The following is a 23,192-nucleotide window of genomic DNA, read 5'->3' on the forward strand; positions in this document are numbered from 1 at the left end:
ACGACGAACCAAACCAGGTTGCTCCCCAGGGGATAATTTAGTGATCAACCCCCACGGGGGATTAAAAGTGGCAAACGAATCCATCGTTGCAAGCAGAGTGGTACCGCGTCGACCGGCGTCTCTGTCTAGCAGGGGTGGATTTTTTGTTTTAGAAAGGAAAGGCAATGAAAGAACTGAAAAAACTGAACTCCGCCCAGATTCGGCGGATGTACTTAGACTTCTTTGTTCAACACGGACACACCGAGATGCCGTCACGCTCCCTAGTGCCGGTTAACGACCCAACCCTGCTCTGGATCAACTCCGGGGTGGCAACAATGAAGAACTACTTCGATGGTAAGGTGGTTCCGGACAACCCGCGGATGACCTCTTCGCAAAAGAGTATCCGGACCAACGACATTGAAAACGTGGGGAAAACGGCCCGCCACCACACCATGTTTGAAATGATGGGGAACTTCTCGGTTGGTGACTACTTCAAAAAGGAAGCCATCACCTGGGCCTGGGAACTGTTAACCAGTGACGAATGGTTTGGCTTTGACCCGGAACGCCTCTACATCACTTACTACCCGAAGGATAACGACGCCCACCAATTCTGGCTGGACGCCGGGGTCAAAGAAGACCACCTCTTAGCCGACCAGGATAACTTCTGGGACATTGGCCAGGGGCCGTCCGGTCCGGACACGGAAGTTTTTTACGACCGCGGCCAGGAAATGAACAACTTACCGGAAGACGATCCGGAATCCTATCCGGGGGGCGAAAACGAACGCTACCTGGAAATCTGGAACATCGTCTTCTCCCAGTTTAACCACACCCCAGAAGACACTTACGAACCGTTACCGAACAAGAACATCGATACCGGGATGGGGCTGGAACGGGTCGTTTCAATCTTTGAAAACGCCAAGACCAACTTTGAAACCGACCTCTTCATGCCGCTGATCAAGCAGGTAGAAGGCTTCTCTGCCGACAAGCAGTATGGCCAAAACGCCGCCGATGACGTTCAGTTCAAGATCATCGCCGACCACATCCGTTCGATCACCTTTGCGATTGGCGACGGGGCCCTGCCATCCAACGTCGGGCGTGGCTACGTGATTCGCCGGCTCTTACGGCGTTCGGTGGTGGCCGGCAAGAAGTTAGGGATTGACGAACCGTTCCTAGCTAAGATGGTACCCACCGTTGGCGAAATCATGAAGGACTACTACCCAGACGTCTTAGAAAACGCCGACTACATCGCCTCAGTGATCTCCTCTGAAGAAGACCGCTTCTCCGCCACTTTAAACGGGGGGCTGAGCCTGTTAAACAGCGTGATCGATGAGGCTAAGCAAACTGATGGCAAGCAAATCGACGGGAAAACGGCCTTCAAGCTTTACGATACCTACGGCTTCCCGGTTGAGCTGACCCGTGAATACGCAGCCGACGAGGGCTTGACCGTTGACGAACAGGGCTTTGAAGCGGCGATGACCGAACAGCAAAACCGCGCCCGCAACGCCCGTGACATGGACAACGGGATGGGGGTGCAAAGCGACCTGTGGACCAACTTCACGGACGAAAGTAAGTACGTGGGCTACACCGACCTGGTGGTTGATAACGCCAAGGTAATCGGGTTGGCCGCCGACGGTAAGCAAGCTGACCAAGCGGAACCGGGTCAACACGTCGACGTCATCTTCGACCAGACCCCGTTCTACGCCGAAATGGGGGGCCAAGTAGCTGACACCGGTCAGGTCATCGATAACTACGGCAAGGTGGTTGCCACGGTTAAAGACGTCCAACACGCCCCACACCAACAAAACCTCCACACCTTAGAGTTAACCGCCCCAATTAAGAAGGGCGCCCGCTACAAGTTAGTGGTGGACCGGGCCCGCCACCTCAAGATTGAAAAGAACCACACCGCCACCCACTTGCTGGACCAAGCCTTACGCAACGTCTTGGGCGGCCACACCCAACAAGCCGGGTCCTTAGTGGAGGCCCACTACCTACGCTTTGACTTCAACCACTTCGGTCAGGTTACTAAAGAGGACCTTAAGAAGGTTGAAGACATGGTCAACGAACAGATCTGGAAGGAAATTCCGGTCACGACGGTCGAAACCGACATTGATTCCGCTAAGAAAATGGGGGCAATCGCCCTCTTCTCCGACAAGTACGGTGACAAGGTACGCGTCGTTAAGATTGGTGATTTCAACACCGAATTCTGTGGTGGGGACCACGTCAAAAACACCAACGAAATCGGCCTCTTCAAGATTGTTTCCGAAGGTGGGGTCGGCGCCGGGGTCCGGCGGATCGAAGCCGTGACGTCCAGTGACGCCTTTGCCTTCATGCAAGAGCGGGTCGACAGCCTAGACCACATCGCCGCCGACCTGAAGGTGGCTCAAGTTAAGGAAGTCGCCCACCGGGTTAGTGAGTTGCAAGACCAGCTCAAGGAAGCCACGAAGCAAAACGAGGCCCTGCAAGCTAAGTTAGCCGCCCAACAAGCCGGCGACGTCTTCAACCAGGCGGAAGAAACGGCGAAGGGAACCTTGATTGCCGCCGAAGTTAAGGTGGCCGGAATGGACCAACTGCGTCAAATGGCTGACGATTGGCGCCAAAAGGATTACTCCGATGTCTTGGTCTTAGCCACGGCCGCTGGTGACAAGGCCAACCTCTTGGTAGCAGTCAAGGATGGCCTGGCCAAGACGGTCAAGGCTGGTGACTTGATCAAGGCAATTGCCCCGGCCATTAACGGGGGCGGGGGCGGTCGCCCAACCCTGGCCCAGGCCGGCGGAAAGAACCCAGCCGGGATTAGCGAAGCTCTCAAGCTGGCTAGCCAATTCATGAATGATTAAGGGAAAGTCGACATTTTCCTCCTCGGTAGACTGGATTTAGACACTAAGTCCGCGGGGAATTTCCTGGCACCATTACGAAATAAAACCCCTCACCGGCTTGCGCAAGCTGGTAGGGGTTTTTGTTTGGCCCCATTTCCGGGGGGCTAAATTGTACTTTTGGTGGGGATATAGTACAATTAGCAATGGTACATTTGATGGAGGTGACTGAAATGGCAACTGATGAAACGATGTTTTTTGACTTTGATAAGTTGCACGAAAAAAACGTCAAAGAGACCCTTAAGACGGTCTATGATGCCCTTGAAGAAAAGGGCTACAACCCGATTAACCAGATCGTGGGTTACCTCTTGTCTGGTGATCCTGCCTACATTCCGCGGCTAAACAACGCCCGGAACTTGATTCGCCAGCACGAGCGCGATGAAATTATCGAAGAACTCGTTCGGTCCTACCTGAAGAACAGTGGGGACGTTCAGTAATGCGCTTATTAGGATTAGACGTTGGCTCCAAGACGGTGGGGGTGGCGGAAAGCGATCCCTTGGGCTGGACGGCCCAAGCCGTGGAAATCATCCCCATTGATGAGGAAGCGGAGGTCTTTGGCTTAGAGCGGGTGGCGGAACTGGTTAAATCCCGTCAGGTCGCTGGTTTTGTGCTCGGCCTACCCAAGAACATGAATAACACGGAGGGACCACGGGTTGAAGCGGCACGCCATTACGGTGAGCTCTTGGAGGAGCGGTTTGGTTTGCCAATCGACTATCAAGATGAGCGCTTAACCACGGTCCAAGCCCACCGGATGTTAGTCGAAGAGGCTGACGTTTCCCGGCGCAAACAAAAAAAGGTGATCGACGAATTGGCGGCCACCTTAATCTTACAGAATTACTTGGATCGCCACGGTAAGTTGTGCGCCAAGCTATAGGAGGAATTGTCATGAGTGAGCAAACGCCACGCGATGACGGCGAAATCTTCACCCTGGTTGATGAAGCCGGCAACGAAGAATTATACAAAGAGGCAATGCGTTTCCAATCACCGGAGACGGGCAAGTGGTACATCTGCCTCTACCCGCTGGACGAAGAAAACGACGAGGAGGTTGGGATTCAGGCCTTTGCCTTTGAAGAACCTACTTCAGAAGAAGACGAGTTAGAACTATTGCCGATCGAAAACGATGCCGAATGGGAAATGGTCCAAGAGGTGCTTAACACCTTTATCGATGACGATGGCAATTTTAACGCCTAATATTATAAGAGGCTGGGAGGAAACCATGTTTTCCCCCAGCCTCTTGCTGTATATCCGGATGTGCTAGTTTGAGCAGTAGTTTAAGTGGGGGCCACCGAAACAAGACGGAAGCTTTCCCTATTTTATTGGCGAGCCAGCTGGCGGGCCTTTTGGGTGTTAGCGAAGTGGACCTTGGCAAACTGGTTGAGGTCGAGGCCCTTGCGGATTAGCTTGGCGGCGATTAAGTCGACGGCGTGACCGGCCCCAATTGGCAGGGTGATGCCGGCTTGTTCAGACAGGGTATCCATTGCCTTCAACGATTGGTAGCGGGCGACGATCGAGGCCGCTGCCACCGCCACGTGAGCTTGTTCCCCCTTGGTTTGAAAATAAACGTGGTGGCTAACAATCTGTGGTTGGCCCTGCAAATAATTAAAGTAGGTCCGTTCACTGACGAACTGGTCAATCAAGATGGCCTGCGGCTTGGTGGCTAACCGTTCTAACGTCTTAGCGAGAACGTAGTTGTGGCACAGGGCCTTTAACTGGGCCTGGTTATACTTTTTCATGCGGGCGTTATAGGCCGCGGGCATCAAGTTGAGGTAGGTGACCGGGCAAGTTGCCATGATCTGTTTGGCCAAGCGAATGATTTCCGGGTCGGTTAGTTTTTTGGAATCGGCGACGCCCAGCTGGGTGAGGGAAGCGACTTGGTCGGCGGCGACAAAGACGGCCGCCGTGGTGAGGGGGCCAAAGTAAGAGCCCACCCCGACCTCATCGGACCCCAAGACCGACCAGGTGGCAAAACCGGCGGGTAAGCCAGCCGGGGCAGGTGTCGAACGCGAGGGGGCTGGGGCGTCGTTTGGTTGCCACCGGGCGGCCTCTTGGTTGGCAAGGGCGCCCTGAAACATCACCTTGTGGCTCTTGGTGTAGCCGGTCACGGTGACCCCCTTTAGCTTGGCGTGAAAGGACGCCCCGGCCGGGAGGGTTCCCGGGGCCTGGTAGGTTGACTTCATCTGTTCAAAGGTCGGTGTATCAACGTTAATTACGATGTTCATGTTGCTCCCCTTTCTGTTGCAATCCCTACGATAGCAAATCCGGGGTGAAAATGCTAAAATATTCAGTGAAAATTTAGGAGGGAACACATGATCCTTACCGCCATTATCATCATCATTTTAATGGGTTGTTGGATTCACGGCCGCCGGATGGGGCTGATCGGCCTGGTAATTACGACGGTCGCTTATTTTTTGGCGTGGTTGATGGCCCGGCTGGGGGCCCGGTTTGTGGGGGCCGCGTTGGCTGGTATCTTACCGTCGATCACCGACAGCACCAATTCAACGGTCACGAGCCTGTTAAAGACGAGCACCAGCGAGTTTTTCTACAGTGGGGTCAGCTTTATGCTGATCTTTTGGGCGATCACCTTTTTCTCCCGCTGGTTGTTGCACCGCTTTAACTGGGTCCGCCAGGTTCCGGTGGTCGGGACGGTTAACGGCTGGGCCGGCGGGGCGCTAGATTGCCTGTTGGGGTATTTAATCATCTTCGTCTTTTTGTTCATCTTCCAGCTCCTCCCCGTTGATTGGTGGCAAAGCCAACTAGCGGCGTCGGGATTGGCCCAGTGGATCATTAATCAAACCCCGGGGATGGCCAAGGTGGTCATCTCCTGGGTCATTTAAGGAGGATCGATTTGTCAATGAACCATAAAATTTTAGAAACCTTAGAGTACGGCCGGGTCAAGGGGCAGCTCGCCCAGTTTATCGTTTCGGCCACGGGACGGGCGGAACTGGCTAAGCTCGAACCCCAAACCGATTACACCACCATTCACCATTGGGTGGAAGAAACGGAGGATGGGGCCGACCTATTACGTTTGGTCGGGGGAATTCCCCTGCCGGAGTTAGCCGACGTTAGCCCCCAACTCAAGCGCTTGAAGGTGCAAGCCAGCTTAAACGGGACCGAACTGGCCCAGATCACCCAGGTCTTGCGGACCAGCATGGCGGTGCAAAACTTTTTTGAGGGCCTAGTCGAAAAGAAAATTCGCTTGCGGACCATTGATAACCTGGCGACGTCATTGGTGACGATTCCGGAGGTTACCCGGCGCCTCGCTCGCTCACTGGATCCGGACGGCCGGGTGACCGATGAGGCATCAACTAAGCTACATGGGGTTCGTCAGTTGATCACCCAAACCGAAGTTGATATTCGCCACGAACTGGAGCGTTACACCCGGGGCAAGCAGGCCAAGAAGCTGTCGGACCCGATTATTACGATCAGAAACGACCGCTACGTAATCCCAGTCTTGGCTCAGTACCGCAACCAGTTTGGCGGGGTGGTCCACGACCAATCAGCGTCCGGGCAAACCCTCTACATTGAGCCGGGGAGCGTGGTGGAGTTAAATAACCGCTTGCGCCAAGCCCAAATTGAGGAACGCCAAGAGGTACGTAAGGTCCTAGCGGAGTTATCAGACCTGGTGCGCCCCTACCGCAACGACATCGCGCAAAATGCCCAGTTGCTAGGCCACCTCGACTTGATTAACGCCAAGGCCAAGTTGGCGGCGGCGATGAAGGCGAGCGTACCGCTTTTAAACCAGGAGGGTGAGGTCAACTTACGGATGGCCCGTCACCCCTTGATCGACCAGGAGAAGGTGGTTGCCAACGACATTGCCCTGGGTAAGGACTACCAGGCAATCGTGATCACGGGGCCGAACACCGGTGGGAAGACGATCACCTTAAAGACCCTGGGCTTAATCCAGTTAATGGCCCAGTCGGGGATGTTTATCCCGGCCAACGAAAACTCGACGGTCGCCATTTTTGATAACGTCTTTGCCGACATTGGGGATGAGCAGTCGTTGGAACAAAACCTGTCGACCTTCTCTGGCCACATGGAAAACGTTAAGCGGATCTTAGAACAAATCACCGCTAACTCCCTGGTACTCTTGGACGAACTGGGGGCCGGGACCGACCCTAAGGAAGGGGCGGCCCTGGCGATGGCAATCCTCGACCAAATTGGGGCAACGGGTAGCGAAGTCGTCGTGACGACCCACTACCCGGAACTGAAGGTCTACGGCTACGACCGGGCCAAGACAATCAACGCCTCAATGGAATTTGACCAGCAAACCCTTCAGCCGACCTACCGGCTCTTACTTGGGGTGCCAGGGCAGTCCAATGGGATCGCGATCGCCAAGCGGCTAGGGATTGAGCAAGCGGTCATTGACGAGGCCTCATCGTTGGTCTCTGATGACAGCCAGGACTTAAACAAGATGATCGGTGACCTGGTCGAACAACGCAAGCGGGCCCGGGAGGAAAACGAACGGCTTCAGGCGTTAGTTAAGGAAAACGCGGCCACCAAAGAGGAGTTAGACGCCAAACTCGATCGCTTTAACGAGCAGCGCGATAAGCTCTTGGAACGGGCCCGTTCGGAGGCCAACCACGAGGTTTCCCAAGCTAAAAAGAAGGCCAACCAGATTATCCACCACCTCCGACAACTAGAAATTCAGGGCGCCACGGTTAAGGAAAATGAATTAATTGACGCCCAGGGGGCCTTAAACGCCCTACACAAGGATAACCCACGCTTAAATCACAACAGCGTTTTACAACGGGCCAAGCAAAAGCACCAACTTAAGGTGGGGGACCACGTCAACGTCAAGTCCTATGGCCAGCAAGGGGTCTTGTTAAACAAGCGCGGCGCCCATAAGTGGGAGGTCCAACTGGGAATTTTGAAGATGGCCATTGACGAGGCCGACCTCGAAAAGATTTCGGCTAAGCAGGCTAAGCAAGCCGAGAAAAAGCACGCTCAGCCCCGGCGAATGGCGGTGCGGACGATTCAAACGCGGCAAACCAGTGCCCGGTTAGACTTGCGGGGTCACCGTTACGAAGAGGCGATGAGTGAACTGGCGTCCTTTATTGACCACGCCTTGTTAAACAACTTGCCGTCGGTAACGATCATCCACGGGAAGGGGACCGGGGCCCTACGTAAGGGGACCCAACAGTACCTCCAGAGCAACCCCCGGGTAAAAAACTTTGAATACGCTAGCCCTAGCAATGGGGGCGACGGGGCAACGATCGCCTACTTTTAGCGGGTGAATCGGGGCGCCGGACCATTAAATAAATGGTAAAATAGGGGTAATTAAACAAAGGGAGGTTGGAGCATGTCAGTACACGAAACAAGCGACGCCACTTTTGAACAAGACACGGCGACCGGCGTGGCCCTAATTGATTTTTGGGCGACCTGGTGTGGACCGTGCCGGATGCAGTCACCAGTTATTGAAGCCCTCGACCAGGAAATGGGGGAGCAAGTTGGTTTTCACAAGCTAGACGTGGACGCTAACCACAACGTGGCCGAACAGTTTCAGATCATGAGTATTCCCACCCTAATGATTACCAAGGACGGCCAGGTAGTCGACCAATTAATCGGCTACCACAGCAAAGAGCAGGTCGCCCAACTTTTAAAACAATACCTCTAGTCATAAGGGGGACGCTGGTTAGAAGCTTGTTTCTAATTGGCGCCCCCCTTTTCGATTTTCTTAAAAATTGGACCAGGACTTGTAATTTTTCCCTAAGCGCGTTTAACTAGGAAGGTGTGAATTTTAGTGAAATGGGGAATGACGGATGCAACTCCGACAACAACTACAAAGGAACCTCCCGATTATTATTGCCACGGTGGTAATCGGGGTGATTGTGGGGACAAGTTCAGCCTTACTAAGTCTCTTTTTGGACCACGTTGAGCACCTTTTTTTGGGCTTTCAAGAGAGTAACCGGATGCCGGTGAACCTGGACGCCAGCGCTATTCACCGGGGCTTGTCGGTAATAGCGGGGGGGATCCTAGCTGGGTTCTCTTGGTACCTCCTACAAAAAAAGGGCTACCGTCCGGTGGGGCTAGCTAAGGCCGTGGAAGGACAACGGATGCCCCTTTTCCGCACCCTTGCCCACGTCTTAACCCAGATCTTCTTCGTTGGGACCGGGGGCTCAATTGGGCGTGAATTGGCACCACGGGAGGCCGGGGCCGCCTTTGCCCAGAAGTGGGAAGATTTTGCTAACCAACACCCCGCTTTAACACTGGAAGACGACGATAAACGCTTGTTGGTGGCGGCCGCTGCCGGAGCGGGCTTTGCCGGGGTCTACATCGCCCCGATTACCGGCGCCTTCTTTTGCATGGAACTACTCTACAAACGAATTACCCCACGGGCGATCGCCGTCTCGTTGACCATGTCTTCGATCGCCACCATGATTGGTGCTTTGGTCAAGGGTTACGTTCCTTACTACCTGGTCTCTGACCGGGAGCTTTCGTTACGCTTGCTCCCCTACGTTATCGTGGTCGCCCCGTTAATGGGGTGGTTAGGCCACCTCTTTGGGCGGGCGATCAAGGCTTGTAGCGCCAAGCGACCCCACCAAGTCAAACTATTGGTGCTCTTTCCAATCGTCGGCCTGGTGACCGGGTTAGTGGCCGCCGTTTACCCCCAAATCATGGGGAACGGGCGGGGGTTAGCCCAGTTGGCAATGTCGACGACGGCACCGAGCCGTATCGCCATCGTGGCCCTGTTCTTTGGTTTGGTGGCCAAACCAATCGTCACCCTGATGACGATTCGTTTTGGGGGCTACGGTGGGGTCTTGACCCCGTCCATTTCAATTGGTGCCTCACTGGGGGTCTTGCTAGGGATGGTGTACGCCATTATTGTGCCGGGCATCCCACTCGCCCAGTTCGCCGTGGTCGGGGCGGTCGCCTTTTTGACCTCCTCGCAAACGGCGCCTTTAATGGCCCTCTTTATGCTCTTTGAAGTTTGCCACCTGGCTAGCGGTTCCTTTTTGATGCTAGCGCTAGCGGCGGGTTTATCGATCGCCGTTAATAAGTGGCTGAGTGCGGCGAGCAACTAAAAAAAGAAGCTGGAAAATTCCAGCTTCTTTTTTTTAATCTCTGTGGATAAGGTAGTCACCGTTTTAGCCCACGGCCCGTTTAACGGTGGGGGTCGCACTTCCTATTTCTTTTTCTTTCGCCCAAACAAGCCGGTACGCTTCTTGGACGTGGGTTCTTCGGTAGTCGGCATTTGGGGGTGGATGAATTCAACGAGTTCGGTGCGTTCGGAATCGGAGGTGTCTTGGGGGTCGTTTTGAACCAGGAAGGTGGCGGTGTGGCGGCCGCGTTCTTGGACCTCGGCTTCGGCAACCGAGCCCAGTTGGAATTCAATTTCCTGGGCTAAAAAGCCGGCTTCCAGGGCAAAGGAGGTGGTTTCCTTGTCGAGGGTCAAGCGCTCGTCAACGATGGGGCCGCCCAGCTCCCAAATTTGCTGGGTGGCGCTCCGTTTTTTCAGGCTTAATTCGCCCATGCCTAGTTGGTTAGTTAAGACGATCAGTTCTTCTTCGGTGGCAACCGGGTATTCACGCGCCAGGTCCTTACCGATCCAGTAGAGGATCCCCTCCGTTTCGGTTCCTAAAAGGGCGGGGATAATGATGTCACGCAGGGTGGCGGCTCCAAGACCCCGGTGGCTGTTAATGAGGTGGTTGTAACGTGTTTGGGTCATTTTAATAACTTCTTTCTTTGGAAATCTATTTTATTATACCGGAAATCGGCAGCCGGGCGAGGGACTTAATGAAAATTTAGGGGCGAGGATTGCAAAGCAGCTTGATTTGGGCGAAAATAAGGTTTCAACCTGTTGAAAAAGAGAAAGGGTGAACATAAAATGGACAATCGCCCAATTGGAGTGATGGATTCTGGCTTGGGGGGCCTTTCAGTCGTCCGGGTTATCCAGCAAAAACTACCCAACGAAGAGGTCATCTTCGTGGGCGACCAAGGTCACTTCCCGTACGGAACCAAGGATCAAGCGGAGGTCCGTCAACTGGCGCTTTCGATTGGTGCTTTTTTACTCAAGCATGACGTAAAGATGATGGTCGTGGCCTGCAATACGGCGACGGCGGCCGCACTGCCGGCCCTGCAAGCGGTGCTCCCAATTCCCGTAATTGGGGTCATTGAGCCCGGCGCCCGGGCGGCCCTGGCCCAGGATAAAAAGGGACCGATTGGGGTGATCGCCACCACGGCAACCACCACGGCCGGCGCCTACCCAGCTACGATCGAACGGCTAGCGCCGGGTACCCCGGTCATTGCAAAGGCCACCCAGCCAATGGTCGAAATCGTTGAGCACGGCCAGACCGGGACGGCAAAGGCCCAAGAAGTGGTTAGTGAACAGCTAATGACCTTTAAAGAGCACCCGGTAAAAACCCTGATTATGGGCTGCACCCACTTCCCGTTTTTGGCCCCGGAAATAAGTAAGGCGGTCGGACCAACGGTGGCCTTAGTCGACCCGGCTAAGGAAACGGTGGCCACGGCCAAGTCCTGGCTGGAACAGCACCAAGCAATGGGTAACCACGCCCACCCCAACTACCACCTATATTCAACGGGCAACCTCCCTGACTTAAGGGCCGGGGTGAATAAGTGGTTGTTGTCGGGGCACTTTGACTTAGGAACCGCCCAAATTGAAGAGGGGGATTAACGTGTTAACACTCGTCGTTGCAACTAACAACCCCGGCAAGGCCCGGGAATTTCAAGAAATGCTCGCACCCATGGGGATCGAGGTCAAAACGTTGGCCGACTTCCCCCCATTTCCAATTGTCGAAGATGGAAACAGTTTTGAAGAAAACGCCCTAAAAAAGGCCCAGGCAGCCGTTTCAGCCCTCAACTTACCGGTGGTCGCCGACGACTCGGGCTTGATGGTTGACGCCTTAGACGGTGAGCCCGGGATTCACTCGGCGCGCTATGCCGGCGACCATAATGACGCCGCTAATAACCAAAAGCTCCTGGCCAAATTAGCTGGGGTACCGGATGAAGAGCGGACCGCCCATTTCCACACGACGATCGTGGGCCTAAAGCCAAACGGCGCCAAGCTAGTCGCCAACGGCCAAGTCAATGGTCACATTCTTCACGAATTAACCGGGACGAACGGCTTTGGCTACGACCCGCTCTTTTACGTTGACGAATTGGCAACGTCGATGGGGAACCTAACGGATGAACAAAAAAACGCCATTAGCCATCGGGGACGGGCGCTGCGGGCGTTGATGGCAGACTTTAAAGAATGGTGGGAGAAGTAATGAAGGCACTATTTATTAGCGATAACCATGGTGACGCCGCTATTTTAGAGCGGGTTAAGGAAGGCTTGGCGGATCAAGTTGACGCTATGTTTCACTGCGGCGATTCAAACTTATCCCCGGATGACCCAGCCTTAGCCGGTTTTCAAGTGGTGGTGGGCAACACCGATTGGGATCCCTTCCCGCGGGTGGTGGACCAAGTAGTGGGCGATGAGCACGTCTTCGTGACCCACGGCCACCTGTATGGCGTCAACCAGAGCTTGTTGAACCTGAAGCTAGCGGCCAAGGAAGCGGGCGCTACGGTGGCGGCGTACGGCCACACCCACCAACTGGCTTGCCAGGTGGTGGACGGGATCTTGTTGTTAAACCCGGGCTCAATTAACCAACCCCGCGGCGAGTACGATTACCTGGGCGGCACCTTTGCCACGGTAGAAACGACGCCCGAGCACTTCATCGTGCGCTACTTCAACCGCGACCTGGTCAACGTCGGCTTAGATAAGCGCTTGAAACGATAACAGAGGTGTAGGGGGAAACGGAGCTTTTCCCGATCCCTCAAATTAACAAGGGGCTGGGAGAAAACACAGTTTTCTCCCAGCCCCTTGTTGTATTCCCGAATGCTAGACAGAAAACGTGGTCAATAACCGCAGACCTAGTGCCTAAGCAGGCCGAAGAACAGTGCGTTTCGCACTAACCGTTCGTCCTAGCTTAGTCATACGACCTGCCGAGAAGGTTATTTTCCACTCTCTTTTGCGTTTATTTAATTCGTTGGTCGAGCAGGGCGTTAATGGTCCGCAAAACGCCGCTCTCATTATTGGTGTGGGTAGTGACGTTAGCCGCTTGTCCTTGAATGAAGGGCGCCGCGTTTTTCATCGCGTAGGATTGGGGCGTCATTGTCAAAAGGCCAAGGTCGTTTTCGTTATCGCCAAAGGTCACCACGTGCTCAGCCTCTACCCGTTCTTGGTCGGTGAGGGTCAGTAGGGCGCCCTGTTTAGTGGCCGAAGCGAGGCCGATTTGGGAGGTGTGAAAGCCCGAGTTTTCCAGGGCGAGGCCGGCGGGTAAGTGAGCGGTTAGCCAGGCGGTGGCCGCTTGCCAGTCAACGGTCGGGCTAAAGGTCACCGAGACCCGGGTTAATTGGTCATCGACCAGGGTTGCCACCTGCCGCAAGTCCGAAACGGCGATCACCTTCTCATAAAAGGTTTTAACGATTGCCCGATTAGTGGGGGACATCGACTGGTCAATGTAAGAGGCGTTAACCCCGGAGACTACCAGTTGTGCTAGTTGGCCCGCTGCAAAGTGGTCGGTGATTAGGGCTAGGACGTCGGTGATTAGGGCGTTGGTTAGGGGGCTAACCGATAGCAGTTGGCGCCCCAGGTGGACGACCGCCCCGTTTTGGGAGATAAAGGTTAGCTGGTCGACCTGGTTAGCAAACTCCCGGGTTAAGCGGTGGTAAGAAGAACCGGAGGCAATCACCAAGGGGATCTTGGCGGTGACCATCCGGGTGTAGGTTTTAGAGAAGAGTTGGTGGTCGTAACCGTGGGCGTCGTTTAAAAAGGTGCCGTCCATGTCAGTGACGATCATTTTAATTTTAGTGGCCATGCGGGTGCCCCCATTCGTTGCCTAGAGGAACTTCAGCGTCATTTAAATCCTTTAGGTAGGTGGCTAAGCAGGTGGCCGCCGCGCTACCCTGGGTGCCGGAACGGGTGGTGATGACCACCCGGAAGACCAGCCGTCCCATTTGATCGGTGGTTGGCCCGGTGACGTCGGGTTCTTTAATTAAGCCGTCGACCTCCTTTAGCAGGCTTGGGCCGGCCTTTTTAACGATCGCCTCCACCTGGTCGAGCGGGGTCGTCGGCGTGATTTGGATGTCGACGTTGGCGGTCAGATTGTGGCGGGAGAAGTTTTGTACCATGGTGATGTTGCGGTTTTGAATGTAGGTCAGAGTCCCGTCTGCGGAGAGAACCTGGGTGGTCCGTAACCCAATGGCGGCCACGGTTCCCTTGGTGGTGCCAATTTGAACCACGTCGCCAACGTCAATCTGTTGTTCCAAGAGGATGAAAAAACCGTTAACCACGTCGGAAACAAACCCCTGGGCCCCAAGCCCCAGGGCAATGGAGAAGATTCCGGCCCCGGCCAACAGAGTGCCCACGGGAACCCCGATTAAAGATAAGAGGGCGTAGAGTAAGAAAAAGTAACAGGTGTAGCGAAAGATGTTGAGGGTTAAGGCGTGAAAGGTAGCCGCCCGGTGCGTTCCGCCCAGCACCTGGATGCGCCTGGTCTGGTGAAAGGCGGCGTCAATGATTAGTTTTCCAACCCAGAGGATGGCGCCAAAGATGACAAAGGCGAGGAGAATGGACAAGATCCGATCACCCAGATTTTTGACGATCGCATCCCAATTAAGGGTGGAGAAGTAATGGCTGATTTGGCTGGCCTGGTTGGTCAGCGAGGTGGAGGCAAGTAGTTCCATAAAATTGTTCCTTTATCCATAAAAACGTTATTGTTTTCTATCATAACAACCCAGTGGCACGCCGGCAAATCAATTTGCGGTCGATACCTAATAATGCTATCCTTAAGATTAAATAAAGGAGGTTTCACTATGACTGTTGGACAACTTGCGGGCTTAATTGCGGCCCTAGCGCTCGTCGTGTTGGTAATTTTTATCGCCTGGTTCCTCGTAAAGGTGGCCGGGGCAATTCGGGATGCCATCACTAGTGTCGAGCAACTCACCAAGGATGTTGATACCCTCAGCGGGGAATTAAACGGAATCCTGAAGAACAGCAACTCCCTTTTGGAGGACATCAACAAAAAGGCGGTTCAAGTCGATCCAGCCGTTCAGGCGATTGCTGACCTGGGACAGAGCGTTTCAGACGTCAACCAAGCCTCCCGTTCACTGGTGGAAAACTTAGCGAGCCGGCGTGAAAAGCGCCGCAACAGCTTCATGAAGTCCGCGGCCCAAGCAGCGGCGATGGGGGTTGTTAGCCGGGTCTTTAAGCGCAAGAAGAATCAGTAGGAGGACGTCGAATGGCAAGAAAGTTTTTAACGGGGCTGGCACTGGGAAGTGTGGCCGCCGTGGCTGCCTATAAGGCACTGAGCGAAGAAAAGCGCCAAGCACTGCGCGAACAGTTCCAAGGACGGTTTAAGGACCTGATGGATTACCTGACGGAGTACTCCTTGTTAGCGCTGGACGTCGTTGACGGGGCGGTTGGCGATTACCAAGAAGCTGCTAGCGACAAGCTTGATAACCTAAAGGACACCTTGAAGGATCAGGCAAGCAAGGTTGGTAACCACTTCACCAACGACAACTTCGACGCCCAAACTGAGGAGTTGCGCCAAACCTTGGCCCAAGCGCACCAAGCACAAGCGGCGCCAGAAGAAGACATCGTAATCGACCAAACTAAAGAGCAAGCAAAAGAACCGGAAAAGACAGCCGGTGAGCCATTGCATGAACCATAACCAAAAGAATAGTAATAAAAGCCCGTACCGGGCCAATCGAAGGCGATTGGGCTGGTACGGGCTTTTTTGTGTTTGCTTGGCTTAGCCGACGACTTGTAGTTCCTTGCTGGTGTGGGTGAAGGGGAGGCAGCCGTCTTCGGTAATGTGGACGCAGTCTTCGATCCGAACGCCGGCCACGCCCGGGATGTAAATCCCCGGTTCAATTGAGAAGCACATGCCGGGTTCTAGTTGCATGTCGTTTCCTTCCATGATGGACGGAAATTCATGTTCGCTCATCCCCATTCCGTGGCCGAGGCGGTGGATGAAGTACTCACCGTAGCCGGCCTGTTCGATCACGTCTCTGGCGACCTTATCCAATTCAGCGGCCGTCATCCCCGGTTTGGCAGCGGCCTGGGCGGTTAACTGGGCCTCTAAGCAGACTTGGTAAATGTCTTTTTGTTGATCGTTGAGCGCCCCGACGGCCACGGTCCGGGAGGCGTCGGAGATGTAGCCATCGTAAATCGTCCCGAGGTCAAACAAGACCAGTTGGTTATTTTCGATTTGGCGACTACTGGTGGCGCCGTGCGGTTCGGCTGCGTGGGGGCCCGCTTGGATCAGGGTGTCAAACGACATCTGCATGATGCCGTGCTTTTTTAAGGCGTACTCCAATTCGGCGGCCACGGCCTGTTCGGTTTGGCCAACCTTAACTGCGTCGAACCCGACCTGGAAGGCAAAGTCGGCCCACTTGCCGGCTTCGTTGAGCTTTTCGATTTCATCGGCCGATTTGATCAAGCGCATCCGTTCGATGGCGGGGGTCAGGTCGAAATCAAAGTGGGCGGCCGGGAATTGTTCTTCCAGGGCCCGTAACCGCGTCACCGTCAAAAAGCCTAGTTCGGCACCCCACTTGGTAGGGTTAGCGATCCGTTTTTGAACCTGGTCAGCGATCATTTTAAACGGTGCTTCGTGGTCTAGGTACCCGTAGACTGGGTAGGGCCAACCAGTGCCCTTAATGGCTTCGACTTCGAGGGCCGGCCCAAACAAGAAGGGGTCCTGGTCAGCAAAGACCAGCAGGGCGAGGACCCGTTCAACCGGATCCGAACCAAAACCGGTTAGGTACTTAATCGTCATTGGGTCGCTCAAATAGGCGACGTCTAGTTGTTGGTCGGCTAGCAGTTGTTGAAGGTGGTGCAACTTTTCGTAATTCATCAAATCAATCCTTTCCGTCTTGTAACAGCGATTAAGTCGATTATAACGCAAAATTACCATAAGATTGATCCATAAAGTTGCCCTTTAAAGGGAACTTTGCTATATTATGGATTGGATTGAAAACTCTATGAAAACATACTCTATGAAAACATAATAGATCAAGAAGGAGAGCATCATGCAAAAACAATCAGTAACCATTTACACGGTTGCGCGTGAAGCCCGGGTCTCGATGGCCACGGTTTCGCGGGTTGTCAACGGGAATCCTAACGTTAAGCCGGAAACCCGTAAGAAAGTCTTAGACGTCATCAAGGAATTGAATTACCGCCCGAACGCGGTGGCCCGGGGCCTGGCCTCCAAGAAGACCACCACGGTGGGGGTTGTGATTCCGGACGTGACCAACGACTACTTCTCCAAGTTAGCCCTCGGGATTGACGACATTGCTTCCATGTACAAGTACAACATGATTTTGACCAACTCGGATGCCGATGACCACAAGGCCTTACAAGTGGTACGCAGCATGATGGCCAAGCAAGTTGACGGGATCATCTTCATGGGCCACGACATCTCCGAAGAACTGCGGCAAGAATTCTCTTCCTCCACGATTCCGGTGGTCGTCGCCGGCTCTGCCATCAACGATGAAGATTTGCCAACGGTGCGGATCAACTACCAAGCAGCAACGAAAGAAGCTGTTCAATACCTGCTTAACCACGGTAACGACAAGGTTGCCTTGGTGATCGGCTCTAAGGCCAGTACGATCAATGCCCAGATGCGGATTCCGGGGTATGAAGCGGCCCTTAAAGAGGCCGGCCAGTCCTTAGATGAAGCCTTAATTTTTGAAGCTCACGATTCCTACCGGGAAGGTTACGACCTAACCGAAAAGGTGCTGGAAAGTGGCGCCAAGGCCGCCTTTGTCTCCGACGATGGGATTGCCGCCGGGCTGTTAAACGGCCTGACCGACCACGGGAGCAAGGTGCCAGCCGATTTCGAACTGATTGCCGCTAACGACACTAAGTTAACGGAAATTACTCGGCCGAAGATGACTTCGGTTACCCAACCACTTTATGATATTGGTGCCGTTTCAATGCGCCTGTTGACCAAGCTGATGGGTAACAACCAAGCTACCGATGGTGAAGATGGCGATGACGAGCAAAACGTAATCTTGCCACACGGGTTTGAAGAACGGCAAACGACCCGCTAATCACTGGGGGTGATGGCTTGATCTCAAGAGCGGAGTACCAACGGCGGCACCAAGAACAAGCGGCGGCCCCCTTAGAAGCTGACTTAGGGCCACGAATTGGGCACCACTTCTTCTTGGCCTTGCTAACGGTTTTAGCGACCCTCACCCTGTTGATCACCATTTTGATCAATGGAACGGTGTTAAACGAGTCCTTTGCTAAACAGGAACTAACCAATTCCAGTTTAGCGACCTCCCTACAAAATATGATCAACCAAAGCGTGAGCCAGTACGGTTACTCGGGAACGGTGGTAACCACCAAGCAAGCCAACCAGTTAATCGAGCAAGTGGTCGAAGAGGTTTACGAGGACAAGACGATTCAAGTCGACCTCTCGAGCATTGAAAGTAGCCTTACGAACCAGGCTAGCGAGCAATTAGCTTCGACGCTGGGAATTTCGGTTAGTCTCGCCAACAACTCGGCGATTGCCGCCATTGAAAATCAGCTAAGCCAGCAGGTCAATTCCCAGTTAAACACGAGTCAGCTCCAGGAAGCAGCCAGCGCCATTAAAACTTGCAAGGTAATCACCAACTTGGTACTACTAGTGTCCTTGGTCGTTTTGGCCCTGTGCCTAGTGACCGCCACTTTCATGCGAACGGTCTCGTTTCCAATTACAATTGGCGATGCAATGGCCTGGGTTAGCCTCTTGTTTAGCGGACTATTGCTCTTGCCGCAACTCTGGTCGGGGGCGATCACCGATGATCAAACCCTGGCGCCCCTAGTTTCACAGGTGGAGACTGACGTTGTGAACAAGGGCTGGTCCTTAGTGGTGATCCCGGTGGCCATCTTCTTGCTCTGCCTATTGGTGCGGGTCTGGCGGCGGTTTAGCAGACGGGCTTGAAAAAACGCCCATGATTTAGTATAATTTGACTGTTTGTTATCATTTAAAGAAAAGAGGAGTTAGTTCATGTCAGGACATTCAAAATGGCATAACATCCAAGGGCGTAAGAACGCTCAGGATGCCAAGCGTGGTAAAATTTTCCAAAAGATTTCACGTGACTTGTACCAAGCCGCTAAAGCAGGTGACCCGGATCCCGACAACAACCCTCAACTCCGGTTGGTAATGGATAAGGCGCGGGCAGCTAACATGCCTAAGCAAAATATCCAACGGGCCATTGACAAGGACACTGGTGCTGGTGGGGCCAACTTCGAAGAAATCACTTACGAAGGTTACGGTCCTGGTGGGGTAGCCGTAATGGTCTTCTGCCTGACCGACAACAAGAACCGGACGGCCGCTGCTATCCGGTCCGCCTTCACTCACTCCGGTGGTTCCTTAGGGGCCACGGGTTCCGTTTCCTACATGTTCAACCGGCAAGGGTTAATTGAAATCCTTCGTGACGGCTTGGACAAGGACGAAGACGACATGTTGATGGACGCACTTGACGCTGGGGCTGACGACATGCAAGCCACTGACGACAAGTTCCAAATCTTCACGGATCCTTCCGCCATGACTTCCGTTCGTGACGCCTTACAAGAACAAGGCTACGAACTGGAAACGGCCGAAGTAACCATGATCCCAGAAAACAAGACCAAGGTTCCTGCCGACAAGGTTGGTCAATACCAACACTTGATCGATGAATTGGAAGACAACGATGACGTGGCTGACGTTTACGAAGCAGCCTTCGTTGAAGATGCCGACCAGGGCGAATAAGTTAAGTAAAGAGGTTGAGAGAAACTCGTGTTTCTCTCAACCTCTTTTCGTTTTGGTAACAGCTAGGTAACGAACGGTGTCAATCGTTACAAATGATATATTACCGTAAATATTCATAAATCTATCATACTTATAACAATCTATTGTATACCTTCTGTAATGGTCTGGTAATTTCTTTCGTTTATATTAAGGGGGTCCTTGTGAAAGGATAAATAATATAAGGATGTGAAGGATTATCAAAACGAAACTGATGCTCAAGTGCACGGTGGCCTTAGGATTTGGAACCATTGGCCTTGCAGCCGCCGGAGCAACGGCCCATGCAGACACGATCACGATTCAAAAGGGTGACACGGTGTGGGGCTATTCACAGCGCTACCACGTGACGATGGGTGACATTGTTAAAGCAAATAACTTAAAGAACCCGAACTTAATTATTGCCGGAAAGACGATTTATATTCCAACGAGTGGGGGCTCCAGTGCTTCAAGCACGGCGGCCACGGCCAGTTCAACGGCGACGAGCACCGCTACTAGCGCCACTAGTGCTAACTCAGCGCCAAGCTCGAGTGTGACGAGTTCGAGTGCCAGTGAAGTGGCCACGAACACGTCCGCTACGAGTGCGGTAAGCAGCGCCGTAGTTAGTGCTAATTTGGCTGCTGATTCTAGCGCTACTAGTACCACGAGCGCAACCAACGTTGTTAGTGCTAGTTCCGCCGTTGCTAGTGCCGACTCTGCAGTAAGTGCATCTAGCGATTCAGCCACGAGTGCGGTGGCATCTTCTGCCACCACCTCCAGTGCTGCTAGCTCCGCTTCCGCCACGAGTACGGCCAACACCACGATGGTGACGGTCTCAGCCACTAGTGCGTCCTCAGCAAGCTCATCAACGGCTTCATCAACGACCACCACTTCCACGACTACCACAAGCACGTCGGGAGTGGCTACTTACAGCGCCGCCCAAGCGGTGGCCCGTGCCGAATCCGTAATCGGTACACCATACGTATACGGTGGAAATACCACGAGCGGCTTTGACTGCTCCGGGCTAGTTCAATGGGCATATGGCCTGAGTTCTACTTACCGGACGACTTACCAACAACAAGCCTTGGGAACCCACCATTACGACGTTGAAAACGCACCGGCTGGGGCGATCGTCTTCTTTGGCTCCGATAGTGCACCGTACCACGACGGGATTTCGCTCGGGAACGGGACCTTTATCCAAGCCCCAGATACTGGTCAAACGGTTAAGATCACGAGCATGTCCGCTTACACGCCAAGCTACTACGTGGTTATCAACTAATAAGGGTGTTTCATTATTTTCCCCAAAGGAGCTGCGATAGGGATGTCGCAGCTTTTTTTATTTATAAAACCAGGATCGTTAAGAACCTTATAAACAATTAACCCCGCTTTAGCGTAAAAATCCTCAAAGTTTATTCATGTACGGGTGGAATATCTGGGAGGCGGGCATTGCTAACGATTTTTACACGGCAGCTATCGTTAGCATGTCCAAAAGTTGGCATAACTTTTGGTATGCTAGCTTTGATCCGGCTGGGTTTATCACCGTCGACAAACCCCCGGTAGCCCTCTGGTTTATGGTTATCTGTGTTAAAATCTTTGGCCTTCACGGTTGGAGTATCGTTTTATCCTCGGTCCTGTTTGGAATCGGGTCGGTCTATTTGATTTACAAGATGGTTAAGCCAACTTTTGGTCCCTTAACCGCACGGATAGCCGCCTTCTTTATGACAATCACCCCGATCGTGGTCGCCGACTCCCGAACTAACAACATGGATGCCACGCTGGTCTTTTTCTTACTGTTAGCCGGTTGGGTTTTACAAAGGGCGGTTCGAAAGCGACGGGGATGGCTGGTATTGGTATCCTTTGCCCTAGTGGGGGTCGCTTTTAACATCAAGATGTTACAGGCATACATGGTTTGCCGGCCATGTATCTTTACTACTGGGTTGCTAGTCGGCAGAATTGGAAAAGGGTACTTACTCAGACCGTGTTGGCCACCTTGGCTTTAGCCGTGGTTAGCCTCAGTTGGCCCCTGGCGGTCGATTCGACAAGTAAAAGTATGCGCCCTTACATTGGGAGTTCTTCAACCAACTCGGTTTTGAACCTAGCGTTCGGTTATAACGGGACGCAACGGTTATTTGGGCAAACCACTGGAACCGGGGGGACTTTCTCTGGGATGGGGACTAAAGCGAGTGGTAAAACTAAGACCGGGGCCCCAACGGGTGGTACTAAGCAGGGGGGAATGAAAAAGCCAGCTGGCGGAGCCCCAACTGGGCAGGCTAAGCCAACCAGCGGGATGAAGAAGGGGACTACAAACGGGGGGAAGCCTTCCGGCAAGTCGTTAAGTAGTATGCCAAAAACCACCAAGGGACGCCCAACTGGTATGAAGGGGGGCGCTGGCCAAGGTGGCAATGGTATCTTCAACGTTGGGACCGCTGGGGTGACCCGCCTATTCCAGACGGCATTGAGACGGCAAATTAGCTGGTTCTTGCCATTGGCCCTTTTTGGAATGGTAGCGGCTTACTTGGCTGCGTACGATCGTAAGAAGAAGTGGTGGCAGACTAACCGGAAGCAACAAGATGTTCTTTATTGGGCGGGGTGGCTAATCCCCGTTGGGGCCTTCTTTAGCGTTGCTAACTTCTTTCATCCTTATTACACCATCATGCTAGCGCCTCCGTTGGCGGTATTAGCGGCCCTGGCCATTACAAGTGGGCTAAAAAAGGCCACGTCGAAAAGGGATGATAAGAGGGCGCGCTGGTTGCGTTACCTTTTATTCATGGGCTTAGGGACCACCGCTTGCCTTCAGTCCTATTATGTTTGGGCTTACTATCCGTGGTTAAGTTTGGTTATTTTGATTTTGACCGCGGTTGCGTTGGTCATGATGACCTTGATCCCAGCTAAGGAACGCCTCTTTTTAACCTTAGGGGTAGGTTTCCTTTGTTTGGCTCCGGGTTTTTGGGCCCTGACCTCAACGATCTCTGGTGAATCCGCGGCCGTTCCGACCACCGGACCGTCCCTACTGAGTCGTGGCGGTGCGACCACCGGACTTGGCACTGGTACGGTGAATACCCAACTGATCAAATACCTTAAACAACATAATGGCAAGTCAACAACCTACCTGTTTGCCACCACCGATTCCAATACGGCCGCCCCGTACATTATCAAGACCGGTCAGGCCGTGATGACGATCGGGGGCTATAACGGGACCGATAACGCAATTTCCCTGAAGAAATTTAAGCAATTGGTCAAGGACGGGAAGGTTAAATACTTCTACATTTCGAGCCACACCAATAACAACGCAATTGTTAAGTGGGTCAAAAAATACGGTACCAAGGTGAGTGCCAGTGCATATGGTGGCACAAGTAGCCAAACCAAAGGCGTGGGTGCCATGGGAAGTACCAATGCGACCCTTTACCGTTTATCAGCATCCAAATAAGGCCTGGTCAAAGGGACCGTACAACTAAGTAGGATTAAATACCTTACGTTCTCTAACTAAATAATCGGAAATGCCAAGGGCTGAGAGGAACCCAATTGTTCCCTCGGCCTTTTTAGCGCCCTAGATTTTTTGCCATTAATTTCGTCACTTTTTCCGTGTCCT

At 53.3% G+C, this 23,192-nt stretch carries 22 protein-coding genes and 1 pseudogene; 18 read left to right on the forward strand and 5 right to left on the reverse strand.

Features of this window, described 5'->3' with window-relative positions; genetic code table 11:
* The first annotated feature begins 164 nt into the window (after positions 1-164).
* The 4 genes from alaS to FG166_RS03000 all read left to right on the forward strand — a co-directional run bounded on the left by alaS (position 165) and on the right by FG166_RS03000 (position 4,040).
* Positions 165-2,813: an alanine--tRNA ligase gene (gene alaS / locus FG166_RS02985; protein ID WP_003682827.1), complete on the forward strand. Its 2,649-nt coding sequence runs from the start codon at positions 165-167 to the stop codon at positions 2,811-2,813.
* A gap of 209 nt (positions 2,814-3,022) precedes the next feature.
* The gene (locus tag FG166_RS02990) at positions 3,023-3,286 is read left to right on the forward strand and encodes an IreB family regulatory phosphoprotein (protein WP_003686035.1); all 264 of its coding nucleotides are present in this window, start codon (positions 3,023-3,025) and stop codon (positions 3,284-3,286) included.
* Complete coding sequence (gene ruvX, locus FG166_RS02995; protein WP_003682831.1) at positions 3,286-3,723, forward strand: Holliday junction resolvase RuvX; 438 nt, start codon at positions 3,286-3,288, stop codon at positions 3,721-3,723. Before FG166_RS02990 ends, ruvX begins: the two co-directional genes overlap by 1 nt.
* Positions 3,724-3,734: 11 nt before the next feature.
* Positions 3,735-4,040 carry a DUF1292 domain-containing protein gene (locus FG166_RS03000; RefSeq protein WP_003682834.1) on the forward strand — a complete coding sequence of 102 codons (306 nt, stop codon included), beginning with the start codon at positions 3,735-3,737 and terminating at the stop codon, positions 4,038-4,040.
* Between the two features lie 122 nt (positions 4,041-4,162).
* Here the strand turns inward: FG166_RS03000 and rnhC are convergent, their stop codons facing one another.
* Positions 4,163-5,068 carry a ribonuclease HIII gene (gene rnhC, locus FG166_RS03005; protein WP_003682837.1) on the reverse strand — a complete coding sequence of 302 codons (906 nt, stop codon included), beginning with the start codon at positions 5,066-5,068 and terminating at the stop codon, positions 4,163-4,165.
* Between the two features lie 87 nt (positions 5,069-5,155).
* On the opposite strand from rnhC, the gene FG166_RS03010 reads away from it, so the two are divergent.
* The 4 genes from FG166_RS03010 (at position 5,156) to FG166_RS03025 (ending at position 9,871) form a co-directional block, all read left to right on the forward strand.
* Positions 5,156-5,683, forward strand: a complete 528-nt coding sequence (locus tag FG166_RS03010) for a CvpA family protein (protein WP_003682839.1) — start codon at positions 5,156-5,158, stop codon at positions 5,681-5,683.
* A 17-nt stretch (positions 5,684-5,700) separates the two neighbouring features.
* On the forward strand, positions 5,701-8,076 hold the full coding sequence (locus FG166_RS03015) for an endonuclease MutS2 (protein WP_003682840.1): 2,376 nt from the start codon (positions 5,701-5,703) through the stop codon (positions 8,074-8,076).
* A 72-nt stretch (positions 8,077-8,148) separates the two neighbouring features.
* The gene (trxA, locus tag FG166_RS03020) at positions 8,149-8,463 is read left to right on the forward strand and encodes a thioredoxin (protein ID WP_003682841.1); all 315 of its coding nucleotides are present in this window, start codon (positions 8,149-8,151) and stop codon (positions 8,461-8,463) included.
* A 145-nt stretch (positions 8,464-8,608) separates the two neighbouring features.
* Complete coding sequence (locus FG166_RS03025) at positions 8,609-9,871, forward strand: chloride channel protein (RefSeq protein WP_003682842.1); 1,263 nt, start codon at positions 8,609-8,611, stop codon at positions 9,869-9,871.
* A gap of 101 nt (positions 9,872-9,972) precedes the next feature.
* Here FG166_RS03025 and FG166_RS03030 read toward each other — a convergent pair whose 3' ends face one another.
* Positions 9,973-10,515, reverse strand: a complete 543-nt coding sequence (locus tag FG166_RS03030) for a YslB family protein (RefSeq protein WP_003682843.1) — start codon at positions 10,513-10,515, stop codon at positions 9,973-9,975.
* Between the two features lie 159 nt (positions 10,516-10,674).
* Between FG166_RS03030 and murI the strand changes: the two genes are divergently transcribed.
* From murI to FG166_RS03045, 3 genes are read left to right on the forward strand one after another with little or no spacing between them, the layout of a single operon-like run.
* Positions 10,675-11,481 (forward strand): glutamate racemase, encoded by an 807-nt coding sequence (gene murI / locus FG166_RS03035; protein ID WP_003682844.1) that lies wholly within the window; start codon positions 10,675-10,677, stop codon positions 11,479-11,481.
* 1 nt (position 11,482) lies between these two features.
* Positions 11,483-12,076, forward strand: a complete 594-nt coding sequence (locus FG166_RS03040; protein ID WP_035430959.1) for an XTP/dITP diphosphatase — start codon at positions 11,483-11,485, stop codon at positions 12,074-12,076.
* The gene (locus FG166_RS03045) at positions 12,076-12,588 is read left to right on the forward strand and encodes a YfcE family phosphodiesterase (protein WP_003682846.1); all 513 of its coding nucleotides are present in this window, start codon (positions 12,076-12,078) and stop codon (positions 12,586-12,588) included. Before FG166_RS03040 ends, FG166_RS03045 begins: the two co-directional genes overlap by 1 nt.
* Before the next feature lie 238 nt (positions 12,589-12,826).
* Here the strand turns inward: FG166_RS03045 and FG166_RS03050 are convergent, their stop codons facing one another.
* On the reverse strand, positions 12,827-13,669 hold the full coding sequence (locus tag FG166_RS03050) for an HAD hydrolase family protein (RefSeq protein ID WP_003682847.1): 843 nt from the start codon (positions 13,667-13,669) through the stop codon (positions 12,827-12,829).
* Complete coding sequence (locus FG166_RS03055) at positions 13,659-14,537, reverse strand: mechanosensitive ion channel family protein (RefSeq protein ID WP_003682848.1); 879 nt, start codon at positions 14,535-14,537, stop codon at positions 13,659-13,661. The genes FG166_RS03050 and FG166_RS03055 overlap by 11 nt, the downstream gene beginning before the upstream one ends.
* A 129-nt stretch (positions 14,538-14,666) precedes the next feature.
* On the opposite strand from FG166_RS03055, the gene FG166_RS03060 reads away from it, so the two are divergent.
* Both FG166_RS03060 and FG166_RS03065 read left to right on the forward strand, forming a co-directional pair.
* Positions 14,667-15,080, forward strand: coding sequence for a DUF948 domain-containing protein (locus FG166_RS03060; RefSeq protein WP_003682849.1), 414 nt, complete (start codon positions 14,667-14,669; stop codon positions 15,078-15,080).
* 11 nt (positions 15,081-15,091) lie between these two features.
* On the forward strand, positions 15,092-15,523 hold the full coding sequence (locus FG166_RS03065) for a YtxH domain-containing protein (protein ID WP_003682851.1): 432 nt from the start codon (positions 15,092-15,094) through the stop codon (positions 15,521-15,523).
* Between the two features lie 81 nt (positions 15,524-15,604).
* Here FG166_RS03065 and FG166_RS03070 read toward each other — a convergent pair whose 3' ends face one another.
* The gene (locus FG166_RS03070) at positions 15,605-16,708 is read right to left on the reverse strand and encodes a M24 family metallopeptidase (protein ID WP_014562246.1); all 1,104 of its coding nucleotides are present in this window, start codon (positions 16,706-16,708) and stop codon (positions 15,605-15,607) included.
* A gap of 175 nt (positions 16,709-16,883) precedes the next feature.
* Here FG166_RS03070 and ccpA point away from each other — a divergent pair, with 175 nt between their 5' ends.
* The 5 genes and pseudogenes from ccpA to FG166_RS03095 form a co-directional block, all read left to right on the forward strand.
* On the forward strand, positions 16,884-17,906 hold the full coding sequence (gene ccpA / locus FG166_RS03075; RefSeq protein ID WP_003682856.1) for a catabolite control protein A: 1,023 nt from the start codon (positions 16,884-16,886) through the stop codon (positions 17,904-17,906).
* Positions 17,907-17,923: 17 nt separating this feature from the next.
* The gene (locus FG166_RS03080) at positions 17,924-18,781 is read left to right on the forward strand and encodes a hypothetical protein (RefSeq protein WP_003682858.1); all 858 of its coding nucleotides are present in this window, start codon (positions 17,924-17,926) and stop codon (positions 18,779-18,781) included.
* Positions 18,782-18,847: 66 nt separating this feature from the next.
* The gene (locus tag FG166_RS03085; protein WP_003682859.1) at positions 18,848-19,591 is read left to right on the forward strand and encodes a YebC/PmpR family DNA-binding transcriptional regulator; all 744 of its coding nucleotides are present in this window, start codon (positions 18,848-18,850) and stop codon (positions 19,589-19,591) included.
* 250 nt (positions 19,592-19,841) lie between these two features.
* Positions 19,842-20,882, forward strand: a complete 1,041-nt coding sequence (locus tag FG166_RS03090) for a C40 family peptidase (RefSeq protein WP_035430962.1) — start codon at positions 19,842-19,844, stop codon at positions 20,880-20,882.
* Between the two features lie 133 nt (positions 20,883-21,015).
* A pseudogene (locus FG166_RS03095) lies at positions 21,016-23,030 on the forward strand (glycosyltransferase family 39 protein); the annotation flags it as partial.
* Positions 23,031-23,192 lie beyond the last annotated feature (162 nt).

Source organism: Limosilactobacillus fermentum, assembly GCF_013394085.1.
Taxonomy (GTDB): Bacteria; Bacillota; Bacilli; order Lactobacillales; family Lactobacillaceae; genus Limosilactobacillus; species Limosilactobacillus fermentum.

Bases quoted from the DNA above. Each gene is read 5' to 3' on its own strand.
- alaS (WP_003682827.1), top strand. From the start codon at position 165: ATGAAAGAACTGAAAAAACTGAACTCCGCCCAGATTCGGCGGATGTAC.
- FG166_RS02990 (WP_003686035.1), top strand. From the start codon at position 3,023: ATGGCAACTGATGAAACGATGTTTTTTGACTTTGATAAGTTGCACGAA.
- ruvX (WP_003682831.1), top strand. From the start codon at position 3,286: ATGCGCTTATTAGGATTAGACGTTGGCTCCAAGACGGTGGGGGTGGCG.
- FG166_RS03000 (WP_003682834.1), top strand. From the start codon at position 3,735: ATGAGTGAGCAAACGCCACGCGATGACGGCGAAATCTTCACCCTGGTT.
- rnhC (WP_003682837.1), bottom strand. From the start codon at position 5,068: ATGAACATCGTAATTAACGTTGATACACCGACCTTTGAACAGATGAAG.
- FG166_RS03010 (WP_003682839.1), top strand. From the start codon at position 5,156: ATGATCCTTACCGCCATTATCATCATCATTTTAATGGGTTGTTGGATT.
- FG166_RS03015 (WP_003682840.1), top strand. From the start codon at position 5,701: ATGAACCATAAAATTTTAGAAACCTTAGAGTACGGCCGGGTCAAGGGG.
- trxA (WP_003682841.1), top strand. From the start codon at position 8,149: ATGTCAGTACACGAAACAAGCGACGCCACTTTTGAACAAGACACGGCG.
- FG166_RS03025 (WP_003682842.1), top strand. From the start codon at position 8,609: ATGCAACTCCGACAACAACTACAAAGGAACCTCCCGATTATTATTGCC.
- FG166_RS03030 (WP_003682843.1), bottom strand. From the start codon at position 10,515: ATGACCCAAACACGTTACAACCACCTCATTAACAGCCACCGGGGTCTT.
- murI (WP_003682844.1), top strand. From the start codon at position 10,675: ATGGACAATCGCCCAATTGGAGTGATGGATTCTGGCTTGGGGGGCCTT.
- FG166_RS03045 (WP_003682846.1), top strand. From the start codon at position 12,076: ATGAAGGCACTATTTATTAGCGATAACCATGGTGACGCCGCTATTTTA.
- FG166_RS03050 (WP_003682847.1), bottom strand. From the start codon at position 13,669: ATGGCCACTAAAATTAAAATGATCGTCACTGACATGGACGGCACCTTT.
- FG166_RS03055 (WP_003682848.1), bottom strand. From the start codon at position 14,537: ATGGAACTACTTGCCTCCACCTCGCTGACCAACCAGGCCAGCCAAATC.
- FG166_RS03060 (WP_003682849.1), top strand. From the start codon at position 14,667: ATGACTGTTGGACAACTTGCGGGCTTAATTGCGGCCCTAGCGCTCGTC.
- FG166_RS03065 (WP_003682851.1), top strand. From the start codon at position 15,092: ATGGCAAGAAAGTTTTTAACGGGGCTGGCACTGGGAAGTGTGGCCGCC.
- FG166_RS03070 (WP_014562246.1), bottom strand. From the start codon at position 16,708: ATGAATTACGAAAAGTTGCACCACCTTCAACAACTGCTAGCCGACCAA.
- ccpA (WP_003682856.1), top strand. From the start codon at position 16,884: ATGCAAAAACAATCAGTAACCATTTACACGGTTGCGCGTGAAGCCCGG.
- FG166_RS03085 (WP_003682859.1), top strand. From the start codon at position 18,848: ATGTCAGGACATTCAAAATGGCATAACATCCAAGGGCGTAAGAACGCT.
- FG166_RS03090 (WP_035430962.1), top strand. From the start codon at position 19,842: ATGCTCAAGTGCACGGTGGCCTTAGGATTTGGAACCATTGGCCTTGCA.